The organism is Cyclobacterium sp. SYSU L10401 (assembly GCF_010993705.1).
Lineage (GTDB): Bacteria > Bacteroidota > Bacteroidia > Cytophagales > Cyclobacteriaceae > Cyclobacterium.
Window position 1 is genome coordinate 48112 of the sequence record NZ_WOFO01000008.1, and the last position, 20329, is coordinate 68440.

Annotated in this window: 17 protein-coding genes; 10 read left to right on the forward strand and 7 right to left on the reverse strand. The window is 47.3% G+C overall.

Features of this window, described 5'->3' with window-relative positions; genetic code table 11:
- Positions 1-741 precede the first annotated feature (741 nt).
- Positions 742-2667, forward strand: a complete 1926-nt coding sequence (locus GL182_RS17560; RefSeq protein WP_163381095.1) for a polysaccharide biosynthesis protein — start codon at positions 742-744, stop codon at positions 2665-2667.
- Between the two features lie 627 nt (positions 2668-3294).
- Here the strand turns inward: GL182_RS17560 and GL182_RS17565 are convergent.
- Positions 3295-4215: an RraA family protein gene (locus GL182_RS17565; RefSeq protein WP_205603682.1), complete on the reverse strand. Its 921-nt coding sequence runs from the start codon at positions 4213-4215 to the stop codon at positions 3295-3297.
- Between the two features lie 43 nt (positions 4216-4258).
- Positions 4259-5005, reverse strand: coding sequence for a 3-oxoacyl-[acyl-carrier-protein] reductase (gene fabG / locus GL182_RS17570; RefSeq protein ID WP_163381096.1), 747 nt, complete (start codon positions 5003-5005; stop codon positions 4259-4261).
- 219 nt (positions 5006-5224) lie between these two features.
- On the opposite strand from fabG, the gene lpdA reads away from it, so the two are divergent.
- Genes lpdA through GL182_RS17600 form a run of 6 tightly spaced genes read left to right on the forward strand, consistent with a single transcriptional unit; the run spans position 5225 to position 10887 of the window.
- Positions 5225-6622 (forward strand): dihydrolipoyl dehydrogenase, encoded by a 1398-nt coding sequence (gene lpdA / locus GL182_RS17575; protein WP_163381097.1) that lies wholly within the window; start codon positions 5225-5227, stop codon positions 6620-6622.
- A 56-nt stretch (positions 6623-6678) separates the two neighbouring features.
- The gene (locus tag GL182_RS17580) at positions 6679-7212 is read left to right on the forward strand and encodes an RNA polymerase sigma factor (protein ID WP_163381098.1); all 534 of its coding nucleotides are present in this window, start codon (positions 6679-6681) and stop codon (positions 7210-7212) included.
- Positions 7212-8048: an anti-sigma factor domain-containing protein gene (locus GL182_RS17585; protein ID WP_163381099.1), complete on the forward strand. Its 837-nt coding sequence runs from the start codon at positions 7212-7214 to the stop codon at positions 8046-8048. The genes GL182_RS17580 and GL182_RS17585 overlap by 1 nt, the downstream gene beginning before the upstream one ends.
- 47 nt (positions 8049-8095) lie before the next feature.
- Positions 8096-8545: a DUF2721 domain-containing protein gene (locus GL182_RS17590; RefSeq protein ID WP_163381100.1), complete on the forward strand. Its 450-nt coding sequence runs from the start codon at positions 8096-8098 to the stop codon at positions 8543-8545.
- A 5-nt stretch (positions 8546-8550) separates the two neighbouring features.
- A complete protein-coding gene (locus tag GL182_RS17595) occupies positions 8551-9591 on the forward strand; it encodes a threonine aldolase family protein (protein ID WP_163381101.1) in 1041 nt (346 codons plus the stop codon).
- A 33-nt stretch (positions 9592-9624) separates the two neighbouring features.
- Positions 9625-10887 carry a replication-associated recombination protein A gene (locus GL182_RS17600; protein ID WP_205603688.1) on the forward strand — a complete coding sequence of 421 codons (1263 nt, stop codon included), beginning with the start codon at positions 9625-9627 and terminating at the stop codon, positions 10885-10887.
- Here GL182_RS17600 and GL182_RS17605 read toward each other — a convergent pair.
- Positions 10884-11324: a hypothetical protein gene (locus tag GL182_RS17605; RefSeq protein ID WP_163381103.1), complete on the reverse strand. Its 441-nt coding sequence runs from the start codon at positions 11322-11324 to the stop codon at positions 10884-10886. The two genes, GL182_RS17600 and GL182_RS17605, sit on opposite strands and share 4 nt — an antisense overlap.
- A 111-nt stretch (positions 11325-11435) precedes the next feature.
- Between GL182_RS17605 and GL182_RS17610 the strand changes: the two genes are divergently transcribed.
- The gene (locus tag GL182_RS17610; RefSeq protein WP_163381104.1) at positions 11436-12008 is read left to right on the forward strand and encodes a TlpA family protein disulfide reductase; all 573 of its coding nucleotides are present in this window, start codon (positions 11436-11438) and stop codon (positions 12006-12008) included.
- A 420-nt stretch (positions 12009-12428) separates the two neighbouring features.
- Here the strand turns inward: GL182_RS17610 and GL182_RS17615 are convergent, their stop codons facing one another.
- Positions 12429-13679, reverse strand: coding sequence for a glutamate-5-semialdehyde dehydrogenase (locus GL182_RS17615; RefSeq protein WP_163381105.1), 1251 nt, complete (start codon positions 13677-13679; stop codon positions 12429-12431).
- A 27-nt stretch (positions 13680-13706) separates the two neighbouring features.
- Positions 13707-14792 carry a glutamate 5-kinase gene (gene proB / locus GL182_RS17620; protein ID WP_163381106.1) on the reverse strand — a complete coding sequence of 362 codons (1086 nt, stop codon included), beginning with the start codon at positions 14790-14792 and terminating at the stop codon, positions 13707-13709.
- Between the two features lie 162 nt (positions 14793-14954).
- Here proB and GL182_RS17625 point away from each other — a divergent pair, with 162 nt between their 5' ends.
- Both GL182_RS17625 and GL182_RS17630 read left to right on the forward strand, forming a co-directional pair.
- Positions 14955-16313 (forward strand): alanine/glycine:cation symporter family protein, encoded by a 1359-nt coding sequence (locus GL182_RS17625; protein WP_163381107.1) that lies wholly within the window; start codon positions 14955-14957, stop codon positions 16311-16313.
- On the forward strand, positions 16310-17410 hold the full coding sequence (locus GL182_RS17630; protein ID WP_163381108.1) for a glycerate kinase: 1101 nt from the start codon (positions 16310-16312) through the stop codon (positions 17408-17410). Before GL182_RS17625 ends, GL182_RS17630 begins: the two co-directional genes overlap by 4 nt.
- A gap of 118 nt (positions 17411-17528) precedes the next feature.
- Here GL182_RS17630 and GL182_RS17635 read toward each other — a convergent pair whose 3' ends face one another.
- The gene (locus GL182_RS17635; protein ID WP_163381109.1) at positions 17529-18242 is read right to left on the reverse strand and encodes a LytR/AlgR family response regulator transcription factor; all 714 of its coding nucleotides are present in this window, start codon (positions 18240-18242) and stop codon (positions 17529-17531) included.
- The gene (locus GL182_RS17640) at positions 18239-20185 is read right to left on the reverse strand and encodes a histidine kinase dimerization/phosphoacceptor domain -containing protein (RefSeq protein WP_163381110.1); all 1947 of its coding nucleotides are present in this window, start codon (positions 20183-20185) and stop codon (positions 18239-18241) included. The genes GL182_RS17635 and GL182_RS17640 overlap by 4 nt, the downstream gene beginning before the upstream one ends.
- Between the last annotated feature and the right edge of the window lie 144 nt (positions 20186-20329).

Genomic DNA, 20329 nt, shown 5'->3' on the forward strand with positions numbered 1-20329 from the left:
TCAACCGAGGTGGTTAAGGGTGCCTTCGACTCCGCTCAGGCACCGGAAGCAACCATCAACACATCACCACATCCTCAAATCATCCCTTTGCGTCCTTCGAGGCTCTCTGTGTTCTCCGTGACTAAAAACTTCAGTACGAACTCTCTTCGTCTCCCCCTCTCTTCGTCTCAATCTGAAAGTTAAGGGTTAAAGAAATTCGGAGCTGGCTTGACTTTATACTCCGGCCTTGAGGCAGGTTTGCTTGTTTGTGGATTCAACCGAGGTGGTTAAGGGTGCCTTCGACTCCGCTCAGGCACCGGAAGCAACCATCAACACATCACCACATCCTCAAATCATCCCTTTGCGTCCTTCGAGCCTCTCTGTGTTCTCCGTGACTAAAAACTTCAGTACGAACTCTCTTCGTCTCCCCCTCTCTAAGTCACCCTCTCCCTTAGTCCCTCCGTCCCCAATTTCATTTGTGACTAAAAATAGCTGTATGGCATTTCTTTCCTAAAAGCCATTTCCTGAAACGAAAAATTTCAATTCAATTAAGCTGGTATAATTCAGACTTTTATTTATCTTTAGCCGTCTTATGATCAGGAATATACACTTTAAATAAAGGCTGTTGGTTTATGTGGAGGAGAAAGATTTTAGCTTATGGTATAATTCAAAAAATAACGTACCAAATACTTTTTAATGTAAGTGAAATCAGATAAATTTGTTTCAATTGTTTTCATGTCTGAATAGACCAACCTTTTTTTCATGATCGATTTTAAGAAAAAAATCAACATCGTTCCCCGATGGATCATAGCCTCCTTAGATGGTTTGATCATGTTCCAATCCGCCCTGTTGGCATTTTGGCTCCGGGTAAATTTTGACTGGTCCGATATGGAACATTTTAATGTGTTCAGAGGGGCTTTGGTTTATTTTCTGGCGGGCTTGCTGGCCATGTTTTTTACCAAAAGTTATGTGGGCATTGTCCGGCATACCTCCATGAGGGATGGGTTGATATTGCTGCGCACCATTGCCATTACTGCTGGCATCATTACCATCCTGAACCTTATTCTGGCCAATTTTCTGGAAGGCAGGAGTCATATTGTACCTTTTTCTGTGCTGATCATTGCGGCTGTACTGACTTCTTTTTCCCTGATGTTGTACCGGCTGATTGTCAAGGATATTTTCAGGCTGCTCAGGAGTAATGCTGAACCCAATTTACCCAGGAGAAAAGTAGTCATTTACGGGGCAGGAGAAGCCGGTATTTTGACCCATCAGGCCATAGCCAAGGACAGCCAGTATAAATTTGTCACCTATGGATTTCTGGATGATGATCCATCCAAGAAAGGAATGAAAATCGAGGGCAGGTCGGTTCACGGTAGTTTGGAAGTACTGGAGGATTTGGTAAAACGGAAGGGAATCAATGAACTGATCATTTCAATCCTGGAATTACCTGCGGAGAGAAAGCGGGAAATAATAGACCAATGCATTGCCCTTGGCATTCACGTGATGACCATTACCCCGGTAAATCAGTGGGTGGATGGAGGGAAGCAGCCGGGGAGTTTGCGGGAAGTCAACATTGAAGATTTGCTGGGCAGGGATGCCATTATTTTGAATAATAAAAGGGTGATTAATTACCTGAATGGTAAAACCATATTGGTCACCGGCGCTGCCGGCTCCATAGGCAGTGAATTGTGCCGGCAAATTGCCCGAGCCAGCCCTGGGTTCCTGATCATGCTCGACATTGCGGAGTCCCCCTTGCATGACCATGAAATCCGCATGGAAAGGGAGTTCAAAGACCTGAGGCTCCATTCGGTTTTGGGAGATGTTACGGATATTAAATCTTTGCGCCGCATCATGGAGAATTACCAGCCTGAAGTGATTTTTCATGCCGCAGCTTACAAGCATGTACCCATGATGGAGAAATACCCGGAGGCTTCAGTTCGCTGCAACGTGCTGGGAACGAAGAATATGGCTGATCTGGCAGTGGCCTACGGGGTGGAGAAATTTGTACTGGTCAGTACGGATAAGGCAGTGAATCCCACCAATGTGATGGGTGCCAGCAAAAGGATTGCCGAAATGTATGTGCAATGCAAAAACAGCATGCGTATCAATACCAGCAATGAACCCACCAGGTTCATTACTACCCGATTTGGAAATGTACTGGGCTCCAATGGGTCAGTCATTCCCTTATTCCGCGAACAGATAAAAAATGGAGAACCAGTCACAGTGACAGACTCCCGGATCACCCGGTATTTCATGACGATTCCTGAAGCCTGCGACCTGGTACTTGAAGCCGGCGTGATGGGAAACGGGGGAGAAATTTTTGTATTTGACATGGGCAACCCGGTTAAAATCATAGATTTGGCCAGAAAAATGATTCACCTCAGCGGGAAAATTCCGGATGTAGATGTGCCCATCAGAATTACCGGCCTGCGGCCAGGGGAGAAATTGTATGAAGAGGTGCTCAATGATGCGGAAAAAGCCCTTGAAACCCACCACAAAAAAATCAAGATTGCCCAGGTAAACCCTGGCTCCTATGCGCAGGTCAACAGGGAAGTAGACTTGCTGATGAACCTGGTAGAGCGGGAAAATGAGATGGACCTGGTAGCTCAAATGAAAAAAATGGTGCCCGAGTACATCAGCAAAATGTCCCGCTTTGAAGTCCTGGATGGACAGAAAGTGGAGAAATAGTATTTTTTTTCTTCCCACTCCGCCCCGTACCTCTCCTCGGGATTTGCAATCCCGAGGACAGACCTGGGGATTTGTAATCCCCAATACGTCCCCTAAAATCAGGACCGTAACCATCAAACATCCCCTGCTCCTTGAGATTTATAACCCCCGGATGCGCACGAAGGCAGGATTACAAATCCTGCTCATCTGTGGTTCGACATGGCAAATGTCGAACAGCACACCGCTCGCTCCTTGGGATTTGCAATCCCGAGGACAGACCCGGGGATTTGTAATCCCCAATACGTCCTCGTAAATCAGGATCGTAACTATCAAACATCCCTTGCCCCTTGAGATTTATAACCCCCGGACGTGCACGTAATGCAGGATTACAAATCCTGCTCATCTGTGGTTCGACATTGCAAATGTCGCACAGCATGCGCTCCTTGGGATTTATAACCACCCCGGTTCTACCTGGAACAAGGTTTGTTGCCAAAAGCAAGCCTGAAAACTTTCATCCTATTTCCGGCCAAATTAACCCTTAACATCCACGATCCTACATAATTTAAGCCTAATTGCTAAAGGTAGCCTCCCTACCACCAAATCACCTGCCGAACCCATTAACCCTTTACAAACAACCAGGCTAAAAATTTAAGGCTTATTGGGATCCTCCGGCAAGCCATGCTTTTTGAAAAAGGTGGCCGGATCTTCCGGAACTTCTACCGTTTGGTCATAGGCCCTGCCGGTTTTTTCAAACAGCTCCCTTCTGCCTTTGGTATCATCCACCAGCTCCATATAGGCAATCTGCCCCACCCGGACAGCCACCCTGCGGGGAACGACTACTACCCCATCAGAATCAGCCACTATCACATCCCCCGGGTAGACCGTACATCCTCCCACCACCACGGGCCTCTGTACATCGATCACCTCATTTCTTCCGATGCGTTCTCCTCTTCCCCTTTTGGTATAATCGGTGTATACCGGATTTTTCTGCCGGATGACTTCATCAATGTCCCGGACACCACCTGCGGAGACCAGCCCTACGGCTCCTTTCTCCTGCCAATCCATGATATTCTTGGATCCGGTGGATCCGGTGTCATTGTCATCCCTGTTGTCCATCACCACTACCGTACCTGCTTTGATAAACTCTCCAAAAGGCTCAGCAGATAATTGGGAGTACCACATGCCCCGCCATTGGCGGTAAACTTCATAATTTTCCGGTTGGGTAAGGTCTGCTCCAGGATGCATGGGCCTGTTGGTCGGGCCATAGCGGACGGTGACGGCTATTCCGGAAAACCGGTGTTCCATGGTTTCCACATCCCGCCACAAAGGGGCAATGCTTGGATCCATTACCCCCACATCCATATAACCTACCGTGACCAGGCCATCGACCACATCCGTGACGCGGGCTCCTTGGTATAACTCGAGCAGCACCTCATCCGATACGCCGGCGGCTTCCTGAGCGTAAGTTGCGGTACCAAAATCAATGAATACGGCTACCAATAATCCCATCAAGTAGGATATAGGCTGGTTGGGGAGAAGTATCCGGACAGGAAAGGATGGGTAATTCATGGTTATTTTGGGTTTAATGGTTATACATCAGCTTTTGAGTTCATCAGGTATGCATGGCGCCATTGACCTGCAGGGTTTGTCCCGAAATGTAGGCACTCATGTCAGAGCCCAGGAAGACGCAGGCATCGGCGACCTCTTCCGGCTTGCCTCCCCGTTTCATGGGTATGGCCTCCCGCCAGGATTGAACGGTCTTTTCGTCCAGCACTTCGGTCATTTCTGTTTCGATAAAGCCCGGAGCTATGGCATTGCAGCGAATATTTCGGGATCCCAGTTCCAGGGCCACCGACTTGGTAAAGCCAATAATGCCGGCTTTGGAGGCCGCATAGTTGGCTTGACCGGCATTTCCTTTTATCCCTACGACAGAAGTGATATTGATGATGGAGCCTGCTTTGGCCTTCATCATGGTGCGGGTTACCGCTTTGACCGTATTGAAGCAGGACTTCAGGTTTACATTGATCACCTCATCCCAGTTTTCTTCGCTCATGCGCATCAGCAAATTGTCCCGTGTAATGCCTGCATTGTTGACCAGTATATCCAGTCCTCCCAAAGCAGCGACCACATCGCTGATCAGTTGTTCGGCGGCTTTAAAATCGGAGGCATCAGAGCGAAACCCTTTGGCATTGACCCCGAAAGCGGCCAGTTCCTTTTCCAGTGCTTCTCCTTTTTCCACGCTGGACAAAAAAGTAAAGGCCACATCAGCGCCTTCCTGAGCAAAGCGGAGGGCGATGGCCCTGCCAATACCTTTGGAAGCCCCTGTTACCAGGGCTTTTTTACCTGTAAGTAATCCCATATTGAAAATTTTTATTGTTTTTTCCTGGCCAAAAATAGGTATTTATTCCAAAACTTAGGGTATGCGATTTAATTTTCTGCTTGTTCCTTCTTTCGCCATTTGATCTGCTTTTGGGTATTCATTGGGTTTAGGTCCCATTTGATTATCAAAACCAAATTTTTTTCTGAACATTATTATTATAAATTTGCATAGCAAAAAAGTAATCAAAAATATAAAAATATGTCTACAACAAAATTCGATGTCATTGTTCTGGGCAGTGGTCCAGGTGGTTATGTAGCTGCAATCCGGGCCTCTCAGCTTGGATTGAAAGTGGCCGTAGTGGAAGCTGAAGAACTGGGAGGCATTTGCCTCAACTGGGGTTGTATTCCTACCAAAGCGCTGATCAAGAGTGCACAGGTTTTTGAATACATCAACCATGCAGGGGATTATGGCATTTCCGTAGACAAGGCCAGTGTCAATTTTGAAGACATGATCAAGCGGAGCCGGGAGGTAGCCGATGGCATGAGCAAGGGCGTGCAATTTTTGATGAAGAAAAATAAGATCGAAAAACTGATGGGCTGGGGCAAAGTAAAGCCCGGCAAGAAGGTAGAAGTTGAAGACAAGGAGGGTAAGAAAACCGAATACAACGCAGACCATATCATCATCGCCACAGGAGGCAGGTCCAAGGAGCTTCCTGCGCTGAAGATCGACAACAAAAAGATTGTGGGATACCGCAAAGCCATGACCCTGGACAAAATGCCCAAAAAGATGGTAGTGGTGGGATCAGGTGCCATAGGCGTTGAATTTGCCTATGTGTACAGTTCCATAGGCGTGGAAGTGACCATTGTGGAGTTCCTGGACCGGATCGTGCCCAATGAAGACGAAGAGGTATCCAAGGCCCTGGAAAAGATCTACAAGAAGAAAGGCATCAACATCATGACCAGTGCCGAAGTCACCGAGGTAGATACCAAGGGGGCCGGCTGTAAGGTCACCGTCAAGACCAAAGAGGGTGAAGAGAAGATCGACTGTGATGTGGTACTTTCTGCCGTAGGTGTGGTTTCCAATGTGGAAAACTGTGGCCTGGAAGATGTGGGCATATTGGTAGATAAGGGTAAAATCAAGGTAGACGAATTCTACCATACCAACATGCCGGGTTATTATGCCATAGGAGATGTGGTAGCAGGACCAGCCCTGGCCCATGTGGCCTCCGCAGAGGGCATCATCTGTGTGGAAAAAATTGCCGGAGAGGATCCCGAACCCCTGGATTACAACAACATTCCGGGCTGTACCTATTGCCTGCCTGAAATTTCCTCTGTGGGCTATACAGAAGCCAAGGCCAAAGAGGCCGGCTATGAGTTGAAAATTGGTAAATTCCCCTTTTCTGCGTCGGGCAAAGCCGCAGCAGCCGGTGCCAAGGATGGTTTTGTGAAACTGATCTTTGACGCCAAATACGGAGAACTGCTGGGGGCACACATGATCGGCTACAATGTGACCGAAATGATTGCCGAAATCGTGGCCATCCGCAAGCTGGAAACCACCGGCCATGAGCTGATCAAAACCGTACATCCGCATCCGACCATGTCAGAAGCTGTGATGGAAGCCGCCGCAGCAGCCTATGGGGAAGTGATACACCTTTGAGATGACCTTTAGCTGATCCGGAAATTGTAAATACCACCTACTGACCAACAGGTTTTTTGGAAGAACAAACATTGATACAGGGGCTTAGGGCCAGAGACAGACAAGTTCAGGAATATTTGTACGAAAAATATTCCAGGGCCTTGTTTGGTGTGATCAGCCGGATCATTTATGACCCGGACCTGGCCGAGGAAGTGTTTCATGATGCCTTTGTCAAGATCAACCAGAAGATAGACAGGTATGATGCCTCCAAAGGTCGCCTGTACACCTGGATGGCCAATATATGCCGGAATGCGGCGATCGATAAAACACGCTCCAAAGAATTTTCCAAGAGCAGTAAGACCAATACCATCGATGACTACGTATATGGCATGGAGAGCGAGTCCGGCACCGCAGCAGCTGTGGATGGAATCGGTGTCAGGGAATTGATGGCGGAACTGAACGAGGAGCAACGATTTGTCATGGAATGCATTTATTTTAAAGGCTATACCCATACGGAAGTAGCCGAAAATTATGACATTCCGCTGGGAACGGTGAAGTCCAGGGTACGGTCTGCGATCAATGTGTTGAAAAAGAAAGCTGATATAATCTAGTGGATATCCAAAACTACATATCGTCCGGTAAATTGGAGCTTTTCGTTTTGGGTGACCTCAACGAAACAGAGCAGCAGGAAGTCCTGTCCATGGCCAGAAAGTATCCTGAAATACAGCAGGAAATTGATGCCATTGAAGCGGCCATGTTTGCCTTTGACAAGGCATCCGGAAAAAACCCTTCTCCTGCGGTGAAAGATAAAATTTTCGCCAGCCTGGAAGCGGCAGGACCAGTCATGGAACAAGAAGATTCTCCCGCTCAGGCAGAGCCTGTTGAAAAGGAAGTGAATTTGTATCCCGGGATCAATCCCTGGAAACCTTTTGCCGTGGCAGCCTCCCTTACTGCTTTATTGGCCATCGGTGCTGCAGCTTATTTTGCCTACAGCTACTTTGATGCAGAAGAAAGGTATGCCATCGCCCTGCAGCAAAATGCCATCCTGGCAGATGATATCCAAAGCAATCAGGTAAAACTCAATGAATTGGATCAAAGCATGGAAAGGCTGCTTTCCGGAAATTTTGAGAGGGTTCCCATGAAAGGGGAAGGCTTGCCCATGCAGGAAGATGCCCTGGTAGATGTGTTCTGGGACAGGGAAAGCCGGGAAGTATTGCTTTCGGTAAACCAGCTGGCGGACCTGGATGAGAACAGTGATTACCAACTTTGGGCCATTGGAGCCGATGGGCCGGTAGGTATCGGACTGGTCAATGCGGCAGAAAAGCTGAACCTGCAGGCCATGCAGGAAGCTGTTGAGGCACAGGCCTTTGCCATTACCATAGAGCCCAAAGGGGGCAGTGAAAGCCCCACCCTGGAAAAGCTGGTAGTCCTGGGAGAAATTTCCTAGTTTTGAAATTGGTTTAATTGACATCCGGAACATGCCCCTACTCCTCCATGGAACTACAACTTTCTACTCCAGCCCTGCTTTTTTCAGCCATCACCCTGATGATGCTGGCCTATACCAACCGTTTTCTGGCCATGGCCAACCTGATCCGGGGCCTGCACAAGAAATACCTGGAAAACAGCGGACAGGAAAAGGTACTTATCGGGCAAATAAATAACCTGAGAAAACGCCTGAACATGATCAAAAACATGCAGATTTTCGGAGTATTGAGTTTCCTGCTTTGCGTGATTTGCATGTTTCTTTTGTACCAGGAATTCATTACGGCCGCCAACTGGGTCTTTATGGGCAGCATGCTTTGCCTGCTGATTTCCCTGGCCATTTCCTTAATGGAATTACAAATATCCACCAATGCGCTGAACCTGGAACTCCTGGACATGGAAGATGTGCTCAACCGGCAGGGCAGTAAAGGACTGGATCAATTCTTCACCAAAAAAGACTAAAGCCAATGCCTCAGGAAGATGAGATCATAGACCTGCGCAGCGATACCCTTACCCAACCTACCCGGGAGATGAAGGAAGCCATGATGATGGCCAGCCTGGGAGATGATGTGTTTGGAGAGGATCCTACCGTGCGGCAGCTCGAAGGCAAGCTGGCCGGAATTTTTGGCATGGAAGCCGGGATGTTTTGCCCTTCCGGTACCATGACCAATCAAATTGCTATCCGCCTGCATACCCGACCGCAAACGGAAGTGATCTGCCATAAAAACTCCCACATTTACCTGTACGAAGGCGGTGGCATCATGTCCAACAGCCATGCTTCTGTGAAGCTGCTGGAAGGAGACCTGGGAAAACTCGATGCAGAAGCCATCCGGCAGGCGATCAACCCGGACGATGACCATGCCCCGGAAACAGCACTGGTATCTTTGGAAAATACCATGAATAAGGGAGGGGGAAGCGTCTACCAGCTGGAGGAAGTGCGACCCATCCGGCAGCTCTGCAAGGAGACCGGTTTGAAATTGCACCTGGATGGGGCAAGGATATTCAATGCCCTGATCCATTCCGGAGAGCGGGCACACGACTGGGGCAGGATGTTTGATACCATATCCATCTGCCTGAGCAAAGGCCTGGGATGTCCCGTGGGTTCGGTATTGCTGGGAAGCCAGGCCGGGATCAGGCAAGCCCGGAAAATCAGAAAAGCACTGGGCGGAGGCATGCGGCAGGCAGGAATGCTGGCAGCAGCAGGGATCTATGCCCTGGATCACCATGTGAGCCGCCTGGAGGAAGATCATGAGCGGGCCCGTGCCATCGCAGCAATCATGGGCAAACTCCCCCATGTCAAAGCGACCCTGCCAGTAAGTACCAATATTGTGATTGCCCGGTTGGATAAGATCAGTCCGGAATCCTTTTTGGAGAAATTGGCCGAAAAGCAAATCAAGGCAGTGAAGTTTGGACCGGATCAAATCCGCATGGTGACCCACCTGGATATAGAAGACCGGCATTTGGAAGCCCTGGAAGAGCGGCTGGCCAATTGGAAAATGACCCTGTAAATACCGTCGGAAAAAGAAAATACTGTAGCCATGATGGATCAAACCCCGCTGGCAGAAAGGATGCGGCCGGTTAGGCTGGAAGAGCTGATCGGCCAGGAACACCTTTCTGAACCCCAAACCTTTCTCTATAAAGCCATTCGCTCGGGATCTGTGCCCTCCCTGATTTTATGGGGACCTCCGGGGGTAGGTAAGACCACCATTGCCAATATCATCGCCAATGAAGTGAAAGCCCCCTTTTATACCCTCAGTGCCATCAGTTCAGGAGTAAAAGATATCCGGGAGGTGATCCAAAAGGCCCGGTTTCAGCAGGGAGTAGTACTTTTTATCGATGAGATCCACCGCTTCAACAAATCCCAGCAAGATGCTTTGCTGGGGGCGGTAGAAAAAGGCACCATTCGTTTGATAGGGGCCACTACAGAAAACCCCTCCTTTGAGGTCAACGCTGCCCTGCTTTCCCGTTGTCAGATTTTTACTTTAAATCCCCTGGGCAGGAAGGAATTGGAGGCCATGATGCTGCAAGCCCTGGAAAAAGATGAGGTCCTCAAAAATAAAAAAGTGACCTTAAAAGAAACCGATGCCTTGTTGCGGATCTCCGGAGGGGATGGCAGGAAGCTGTTGAATCTCCTGGAAATTGTCATCGATAGCTACAAGGGAGAAGAAATAATCATCGAAAATGAGCGGGTCATGCAGGTTGCCCAGCAAAAGGTGGCCCTGTATGATAAATCCGGTGAGCAACATTACGATATCATTTCTGCCTTTATCAAGTCTATTAGAGGCTCTGATCCCAATGCGGCAGTTTACTGGCTGGCCAGAATGATTGAAGGCGGGGAGGACGTCAAATTTATTGCCCGCAGACTGCTGATCCTTGCCTCTGAAGACATTGGTAATGCCAATCCCAATGCCCTGCTTTTGGCTACCAATTGTTTTCAGGCCGTCAATATCATAGGCTATCCTGAAGCCAGGATCATTTTATCGCAGTGTGTGACCTATCTGGCCGCTTCCCCCAAGAGCAATGCCAGCTACACAGCCATCAACCAGGCCCAGGCCCTGGTAAGGCAGGAGGGTGATTTGCCGGTACCCTTGCACCTGCGCAATGCGCCTACCAAATTGATGAAGGACCTGAATTATGGCAAAGCCTATCAGTATGCCCATGATTTCGAGAATAATTTTGTCTGGCAGGAATACCTGCCGGACAAAATCAAACATACCAAACTCTATGATCCCGGCAACAATGCCCGTGAAAATGACCTGAGAAAGCAGTTGCAGAAGTTGTGGGGGAAGAAGTACGGCTATTAATCCTCCTTGCTAAACGTATAGCGCAGACCAATCAAAGCCCGGAAAGTGAAATCAAAGGCATACATCGGGGTGCCCTCCAGTACCACTGCAAATTGCCGGTGGGCAGCGATGGGTTTGATGCTCAGCCCTACAGGTAACCCAAACCTGCCATCATCAAATTCTGTGTACCCCACCATCAATCCGGCATGGGCATTGTACCAATCGGTTCGTTTCAGGTTATAATGCCCCAGGGCTTCCAGACCCATGTAAGCATAGAACACGTCACCGGCCATGATACGGGCTTCTCCAAAAAATTGTTTTTCCGGATTGGTGCCCAGCCCAATGTGGTTCATGATCCCTCCCTGATATACCCCTACATGCACCTGGGCCTGCAGGCCAGCTGTTCCCGTAAAAAAAAGTATCAAAAGCAGACCAAATAATAAAGTGTAATTTTTCATGAGCGTTTTTTTTAACAAAATTAAAGAAATCTTTCGTTATTCACAGGTTTGTGTGAAAAGTCACCGGGGCTTATCTGAAAAAAAAGTAGTTTTGTAAAAAATTAGCGGACTATGAACTGGAAAAAGGAAATAAAAAGTTGGGGCATCATGCTGGGTTTTTTTGCTTTTTTGTATTTTACCGGGCTGATCACACCTATAGTTGGGGGGCTGCAATCTGTCATGCTTTCTACCGGTTTGATCCAGCCCAAGGTGCTTTTAGACAACAAGGAAAAGGAGGCCTTTGATTATTCCGGGCAATTTCTGGATGAATACGGTGACCGTGTAGGCTTGTCTCAATACAGGGGTAAAACCCTGTTTATTAACCTTTGGGCTACATGGTGTCCTCCTTGCAGGGCAGAAATGCCCCATATTTCAGATTTGTATGACAAGGTAAAAGATGAAGGCAAGGTGGAATTCCTCATGATTGCCCTGGATGATGATTTCAGCAAAAGCATCAAGTTCGTGGAGGACAAGGAGTTTTCTTTTCCTGTGATCCATGCCGCCTACGGGCTGAATCCTTCCCTTCAAAGCCAGGCCATCCCTACCACCCTGGTAGTGAGTCCGGAAGGAGAAATTGTTTTTTACCAGGAAGGCATGAGCAATTTCAATAACCAGGAGTTTCAGGATTTTCTTTTAAATCTTTAATAAATATGCCCGCTCCTTGGGATTTGCAATCCCGAGGACAGATCTGGGGATTTGTAATCCCCGGTAGGTACACGTAAATCAGGATTACAAATCCTGCTCACCTGTGGTTCGACATTGCAAATGTCGAAAAGCCCGTGCACCTCGGGATTTGCAATCCCGTGGTGCAGATCTGGGGATTTGCAATCCCCGGATGGGTGCGAAATAAATCCCCCTCCCCCCTTTTTTAAGGGGAATTTCGTTCGTACTGGATTTTTTATTTGCCTTTTCGATTTACTTTTCCATCAGCCGGATGAAATTTAAGCTACCAACAGTATTATCTGTATCACTCCTTGGGATTTGCAATCCCCGGTACGTGCACATTAAAAAAAACGGACTTTCCTGCTGTTTCAATCCTTATTTTCCACCTTTTTTCTGTCTGGTTTATGGCCGGACCTGGCCATTTCCACGAATCAGCCATTTGTAGGAACACATTTCTTCCAGGGCCATGGGGCCGCGGGCATGCAGTTTTTGGGTGCTGATACCAATTTCGGCTCCCAGCCCAAACTGTGCCCCATCCGTAAATGCCGTAGAAGCATTGGCATAAACGGCTGCTGCATCTACTGCCTGGAGGAACTTATCTATGGTTTTTTCATCCGTAGCCAGGATGGCTTCACTGTGTTTGCTGCTGTATCGGGCAATATGCTCCAGGGCTTCTTCCAACCCGCTTACGGTCTTTATCGCCAGGCTAAGGGAGAGGAATTCTGTGCCAAAATGCGCCTCTTCGGCCGGAAAAAGCAAAGCCTCGGGATATTTTCCTGACAACGCATCATAGGCGGCTTTATCGGCATAGATTTTTACCTCCTTTTTTGCCAGCGGCCTGCTGATGGCCTCCAGATCAGGCAGGCGGCTTTGGTGGATCAGCAGGCAATCCAGGGCATTGCATACACTGACTCTCCTGGTCTTGGCATTGAAAATGATCTGACTGCCTTTTTCCAGGTCTGCCGACTGGTCAAAGTAAGTATGGACGATACCCGCACCGGTTTCAATCACAGGAACTTTAGCATTGTCCCTGACAAAATCTATCAATCCCTGACTGCCCCTGGGGATGATGACATCTACAAAACCCACTGCTTCCAGCAGAGCTCCGGTCGCTTCTCTACCAGCAGGAAGCAGGTGGACGATATTTGTATCAACTTTATTTTTTTTCAAAACCTTGTGGATGACTTCCACGATCAGGGCATTGGAAGCATAGGCATCTGAACCGCCTTTCAGGATCAGGGCATTCCCGGTTTTGAGGCAAAGACTGAATACGTCAAAGGTTACATTGGGGCGGGATTCGTAAATGATCCCGATAACCCCAATGGGCACCCTGGTTTTTTTTAGTTCCAATCCGTTGGGAAGGCGTTTTTCTGCCAGCACTGTTCCCAGTGGAGAGTCCAGTTTGGCTACATTGATGAGGTCTTCTGCAATATTTTCTATGCGTTCTTCGGTGAGTTTCAGCCGGTCATATTTGGGATCAGCAGGGTCCATCCGGTCCAGATCTTCCTGATTGGCATCCAGGATTTCCGGGGTATATTTGATGGCCGCCATGGCCAGGTCATCCAGTATTTTGTTGATTTTCTCCTCAGGCAGCAAGGACAGTTTTCTACTGGCAGCCTGCACTTGTTGAAAGATGTGTTCGAGGTTTTTCATAAGAAGCATTTGGTCTCCGGCCAATTTTCAATTCAATTCTGATATGTAAAGGTAATCATAATGCACCAATGGTCTTTGTCCTCCCAGGCCAATTTTGTCTCTGGCCGTAGCAGCACCATATTCGGCTTTACCCAGTCCAATTCTTTTCCCAGAAGTATCCATGATGCGCACAATATCTCCTTTGAGGAAATCTCCTTTAATGGCATGAATGCCTACAGGCAGCAGGCTGGTGATTTTATCAGAAAGCAAAGCCTGTTTTGCCCCTTCATTGATGATGATTTCTCCCTTGGAATAATTGTCACTGTGGGCGATCCATTTTTTATGGTTGTGTTTGGATTTTCCAGGTTCAAAATAGGTGCATTGCAATTCTTTGTTGTAATAGTCGATCAGCACATGGTCTTTTTTCCCATTGGCGATCAGTACTTCAATGCCCAGGTCAGCGGATTTTTTGGCCATGGTCATCTTAGTCAGCATTCCCCCTCTGCCGAAGGAGGACTTATGGGTGGAGATGTATTGGCTGAGGTCAGGCATTTTTTGTCCCACATGAGGAATCAGCTCTGAAGCCGGGTCAGAAGGATGCCCCTTGAAAATGCCATCCACATTGGTAAGTAATATCAGGCTGTCTGCATCTACCATGGCGGCCACCAATCCTGCCAGCTCATCGTTATCGGTAAACATCAGCTCGGTGACCGCTACCGCATCGTTTTCATTGATTACCGGCACAATATGGTTTTTGAGCAGGCCCTCCAGGCAGTTTTTCATGTTCAGGTAGTGGGTGCGGTCCCTGAAATCCTCCCTGGTTACCATCAATTGGGCTATGGGATGCCCCTTAGCTGAAAACAATTCCTTATAGGCCCTGATCAGGTCAATCTGCCCAATGGCTGCCCATACCTGCTTTCTCGAAACGGCGTCGGTTTTGGAGGATAGCGGCTGGGATTTTCTACCGAAAGCTACCGCCCCGGAGGTCACCAATACCACCTTCAACCCTTTTTCCAGCAAAAACACCATCTGCTCCACCAGGCTGCGCATCCGTTGAATGTCGGGGCTGCCATCGGCCATGGTCAGGACATTGGAACCGATTTTAATGACCAGGGTACGTGGGGGAAAGGGCATAAGTGTTGAATTAAGGCGTTTTTCTGCAAAAATAACAAGCTTTGGGCAAATAGACTATTTTGTAAAGCCCATTTATCAAAGGGGCCGAGGGTATTTTCAGATTTAATCATTACTTTGTGCCGCATACGATCATTAAAATTGCAAGCCTAAAAAAATTACACCTTGGGAGATTTAATCATTGATTTCAGTAATTGGATATGGGGCACCCCCTTGTTGGTCCTTTTGATGGGCGGAGGTTTTTTCATGTTGCTGTATTCCCGCTTTATCCCTTTCAGAGGCTTAAAGCATGCCATGAAGGTAGTAGGAGGTAAGTACGATGACCCCAATGCGTCAGGAGACATCAGCTCTCTGCAGGCTTTGTCTTCTGCCATAGCGGCTACAGTAGGGCTGGGGAATATCAGTGGGGTGGCCCTGGCCATAGGTACCGGTGGACCGGGAGCAATTTTCTGGATGTGGGTATCTGCTTTCGTAGGTATGGCAACAAAGTTTTTTACCTGTACCCTGGCCATCATGTACCGCGGTAAAGATTCATCCGGCCATGTGCAAGGTGGTCCCATGTACGTAATAGAGGAGGGGATGGGTAAAAATTGGCGTTTCCTCTCTGTCATTTTCTGTGTGGCAGGGATCATGGGGCTGCTGGCCATCTTTCAGGCCAACCAGCTCACCGAGGTGCTGCGCGTGGTGATGCTGAGGCCTTTTGGGCTGGATTGGGGACAAACGTCCAAGTGGATCATTGGCATTACGGTGATGCTGCTGGTGGCACTGGTAATCCTCGGAGGTATCAAACGCATCGCCAAAGTGGCTTCTTTCCTGGTTCCTTTTATGGTGATCATGTATTTTATCTCTGTTTTTATCATCCTTTTCAAAAACCTGGGAATGGTACCGGAAATGTTTCTGGTCATCATAGAAGATGCCTTTACCGGTAAAGCAGTGCTGGGTGGGGCAGTAGGGCAGGTGATCATCATCGGTGCCAGAAGGGCCGCATTCTCCAATGAGGCAGGGATCGGTACCGCACCCATGGTCCATGGGGCTTCCAAGACCAGCGAACCGGTAAGGGAGGGATTGATTGCCATGCTGGGTCCTTTTATCGATACCATCGTGGTTTGTACCCTGACAGCCCTGGTGATCATGGTCACTGGGGTATGGAAATCCGGAGAGAGGGATGGGGTACTTTTGACCTTGTCTGCCTTTGAACAGGGTTTGCCGGGAATTGGCAAATACCTGCTGATGGCTGCCGTGCTGATCTTTGCCCTCTCCACCATGTTTACCTATTCCTACTATGGACACAAGTGCTTCAACTATTTGTTTGGAGCAGACAAGGCCAATTATTACAATTATTTTTACCTGATTACCATTGTGGCCGGAGCGGTAACCTCCCTGAGCGTGGTCATGAGTTTTGTGGATGGCATGTATGCAGTCATGGCCTTTCCAACCATGATTTCGGCCATTTACCTGTCTCCAAAGGTGGTGGCAGCGACCAAAGACTATTTTGAAAGGATGAAAATCATGGATAAAAAATGAAATGGCTGGTAGCACCCAATGCCTTTAAGGGAACACTGTTGGCAGAAGAGGCTGCTGCCATCATCGAAAGGGAGATTTTGAAAATGAGCCCTGAAGATCAGGTGGATACCTGTCCCATTGCTGATGGGGGAGATGGTACCTGCTTTTTGCTGACGGAACAATTGGGCTTGGAAAAAATCCCTGCCATGGTCTGTGGTCCGTTGGGAAGGCCTATAGAAGGTTTTTTTGGTTATGACAGGGATACCCAAACAGCCTACCTGGATGTGTCTACCGTTTCGGGGATCAAATGGCTGTCTGAAAATGAAAAAGACCCCTGGATAGCCAGTACCTATGGCACAGGAGAGCTCATCCAAAAGGCCGTCACCAAAGGAGCAAAAAACATCATTCTGGGATTGGGGGGAAGTGCCAGCATCGATATGGGTACAGGTATTCTTCATGCCCTGGGAGTTCAATTTCTGGATAAAAAAGGCCGGGAATTGACCCTGTTCAGTCCCGGATTTCTGGAAAAAATCGGACACATTCAATTGAATGGAAAGCTTCCTGAACTGTCATTCACCTGTTTGTGTGATGTAAGCAATACTTTTTTCGGCCCTGCGGGCGCCATCCCGGTATTTGGTCCCCAAAAGGGCTTGCTGCCCGGTGACCACCAGAAATTTTTGGAAGCCGGTCAGCATCTGTTTACTTTATTGCAAAAGAAATGTAAGTGGAAGCTGGATGACCAAGCCTGTTTCGGAGCGGCAGGAGGAATAGCCTTGGGTTTAAGTGCCTTTTTTCCTACCGAAATGGTGCAGGGGGCCAGGTATTTTTTTGAAAAGACCCGCCTGGAAGAGCGGATGTCAACAGCCGATAGGGTCATTACGGGGGAAGGGAAGTTTGATACCCAATCTGCCCAAGGCAAAGGAAGTTTTGAATTGTTGCAACTGGCTAAAAAAATGGGAAAACCGGTTTGGCTGATCTCATCGGGCAAGGAAGGAGAGCAGGTAGGTTTTGAGAAGGTACTGCAATTGCCGGACCTGGATTTCCATTCACCGGACCTGGTTGATCGGGCTGAAGAAAACCTAAAGGCCACTATTTTGAAAGGATTAACAGGATCTTAGGGTAGGTGCTGTTTGACATTTGGCATATAACAGGATTTGCCATCCTGCTTATGTACGCAATAGGGGATTACAAATCCTCCGGTCTGCCGTAAGGGGTACAAATCCTGAGGAGCGGATGCTAGAGGGTATTGATTTTTCTTAATAGATCCTGTTTAAATGGCTTACTGATGGGCAAGGTTTTCTTATTGATTTCAAGAAAGCTGTCCCCCACGGCTTCAATTTTAGCGATATTGACCAGAAAAGACCGGTGGATCCGGATAAACCGATGGGTAGGAAGTTTGTTGGCCAGTACTTTCAGGGGACAGACTACCAGGACCGTATGCTCTTTGGTATAGATTTTTGCATAGTTTCTTTCCGCCTCCATGTAGAAGATATCATCGTAGAAAATTTTCACGAGTTTATTTTGATTCCTTATAAAAATACTGTCTTCATTGAAAGTGGGAGGCTGTACCTGCTCCTTTTTCAGTTGAATCTGGTCGATGAGCAGTGCCAGCGTCCTTTCCAGTTCCTGGAAGCGAAAAGGCTTTGAAATAAAAGCAAAGGGATGGGTTTTTTTTGCCAGATCAAAGTAATCCTCGGCATCGTTGCCGGTAAGAAAGATCGTTTTCACCTCATGGTTTTCCTGTATCTTTTCTACCGTTTCAATACCATTCATTTCTCCTCTCAGACCGATATCTACCAGTAAAATTTCTGGTAGAAATTTCTGAAAATGAAGAATGGCTTCTGCACCATTATTTTTTATCCCGGTTACTTCATAACCCGACTTTTGGAGTCTCTGGGCCAAATCGCTGGCCAGGACCATATCGTCTTCAATGATCATTAATTTTGTCATGAGAAAACCGGTTGGTTGACGTTTTGGAAGTTTAGCAGATAGTAGGTGCCTTCATGGTTTAATTTTCTTATTTGCCCATCAAGTTGAGCTGTAAGCAATTGTATCAACTGCGCGCCAAATCCTGTAGGGGTATCAGGATTCTTTTCCTCGAATCCTATGCCATTGTCCATGTAATGCAGGGTCAACGTAGGATCGGTTCTCTCTAAATATATGGTAATCTGACCTGATGACAAGTTCGGAAAAGCATATTTAAGAGAATTGGTGATCAATTCATTGATGATCAAACCTATGGGAATGGCTGTAATGATATCTAATTCTATGGGCTCCATGTCACATTTCAGGGTTACTTTTTCCAGGGCACCAAAACTAAAGATAATGTCCTCCCCTAATTTGGAAAAATAATCCCTCATTTCAATACAAGCCAGGTTTTTTCCCTGATAGAGTTTTTGATGAACCAAACCCATACTTTGCACCCTGTTCTGGCTCTCAATCATAATTTGCTGCATTTCGGGATCTGTAATGCGTTCTGATTGAAGAGATAGCAGACTACTCACCACTTGGAGGTTGTTTTTTATGCGGTGATGGGTCTCTCTGACTAAAAAAGTTTTTTCCTTATTTTGAATTTCTAATAAATTATTTTTCTTTTTGATGATTCTATAGCCACGAAAAAGCAATAAAAAGAATACCAGCAGGAGTATACTTCCCACAAACCAATAGGTGGACCTTTTTTTCTGCTGGGCCAGGTTAAAGGCTTGCTGTTTAATGGTGTTTTCTTTTTGCGCCAGGTCAAGGGCAGACATCAAGGCAGCGGTCTTCTGTTCGGTTTCCTGATTGAAAATGGTTTGATTTAACCTATGGTAGGTTTTAAAAGCAGTCAATGCCTTATCTGCGGCTCCTGTTTTTTCATAAACCTCACTTAAATTTTCGTAAGCCTGGCTTAAGAAATAGTGGTCGCCAAAATCTTCTCCTGCCACCTCAATACTCGACAACAAATGATTTTCTGCCTCCTTAAAATTTCCTCTGGCTATGGCTACCTCTCCCAGTCCCAACAGGGACCTCATCTGCATGAATTTGTTGTCCAGTAAGGTGGCATAGTTCAGGGCTTTGCTACCTGCTTTTTTTGCAGCGGTGAAATCTTTTTTGAGGATATAAAGGCTTACAAGCGATATGTACGCATCACTGAGGTTGTTATAAAAACCAAACCTTTCGCCCATGGCGATGCTTTGCAGGAAGTGGCTTTCAGCCTGGTCCAGTTGGGATAGGGCCAGGTAATTGTTACCCACTACATAATGGGTAAAATCAAAGTCCAAATCATCAACTCCTCGGTTTCGAAACAATTCCAGGGATTTGAGCCCATAGTTTAACCCCGTTTCAAATTTACCTTGTTTCCAGAACAAATAACTGATGTCGCTGTAAGCCATTGCCTGGGCTTTCAGGTCTGCAGTGGCCAGACCCAGGTCCAGGGTTTTTTTGGCCCATTCAAAGGCCATGCTGATATCTCCTCTTCTTTCATACACATAACCCAGGTTGGTGTATAATAACCACAGGTCACTGTTGTTGACTTTGTTCTGGGCGGAGCGCAGGTAAAGCTCCGCCTGATCCGGTTCATCCATTCTCAGCAGAATAGCCCCCTTTATCAGCTGAAACCTGCCTTCCCAAAGGCTGTTTTTTTCTGATTTCGCTTCCTCCAGCCCCATATCGGCAAAAGTAAGTGCGCGTGTAAGGTTTCTGGTGTGCGTATAATAGCTCAGGTCCCATAATATCTCCCAGCGCAGGCTGTCCGGCTGTTGCGCCTGTTGGACCAACTCAGACAAATCATTCAGGTATTCCTGTTCAAAATCGGGAGGATAAGAAAATACCGGTTGGTAAGTAGGTACTTGATATACAAAACCGGAGAAGAAATAACACGGTATAAACCCGATTAAGATAAGCAAAAATTTCATATACTAAATATAGTAAAAAACCAATAGAATTGGATCATGCCTAAATTATTGATTGTTGTTATCCAAGGGATTCAGACTAATTTGGGAAAATAAAACTGGTCATTTGGACAAAAAATACGCCATTTGGGAATAATTTCCTTGTTT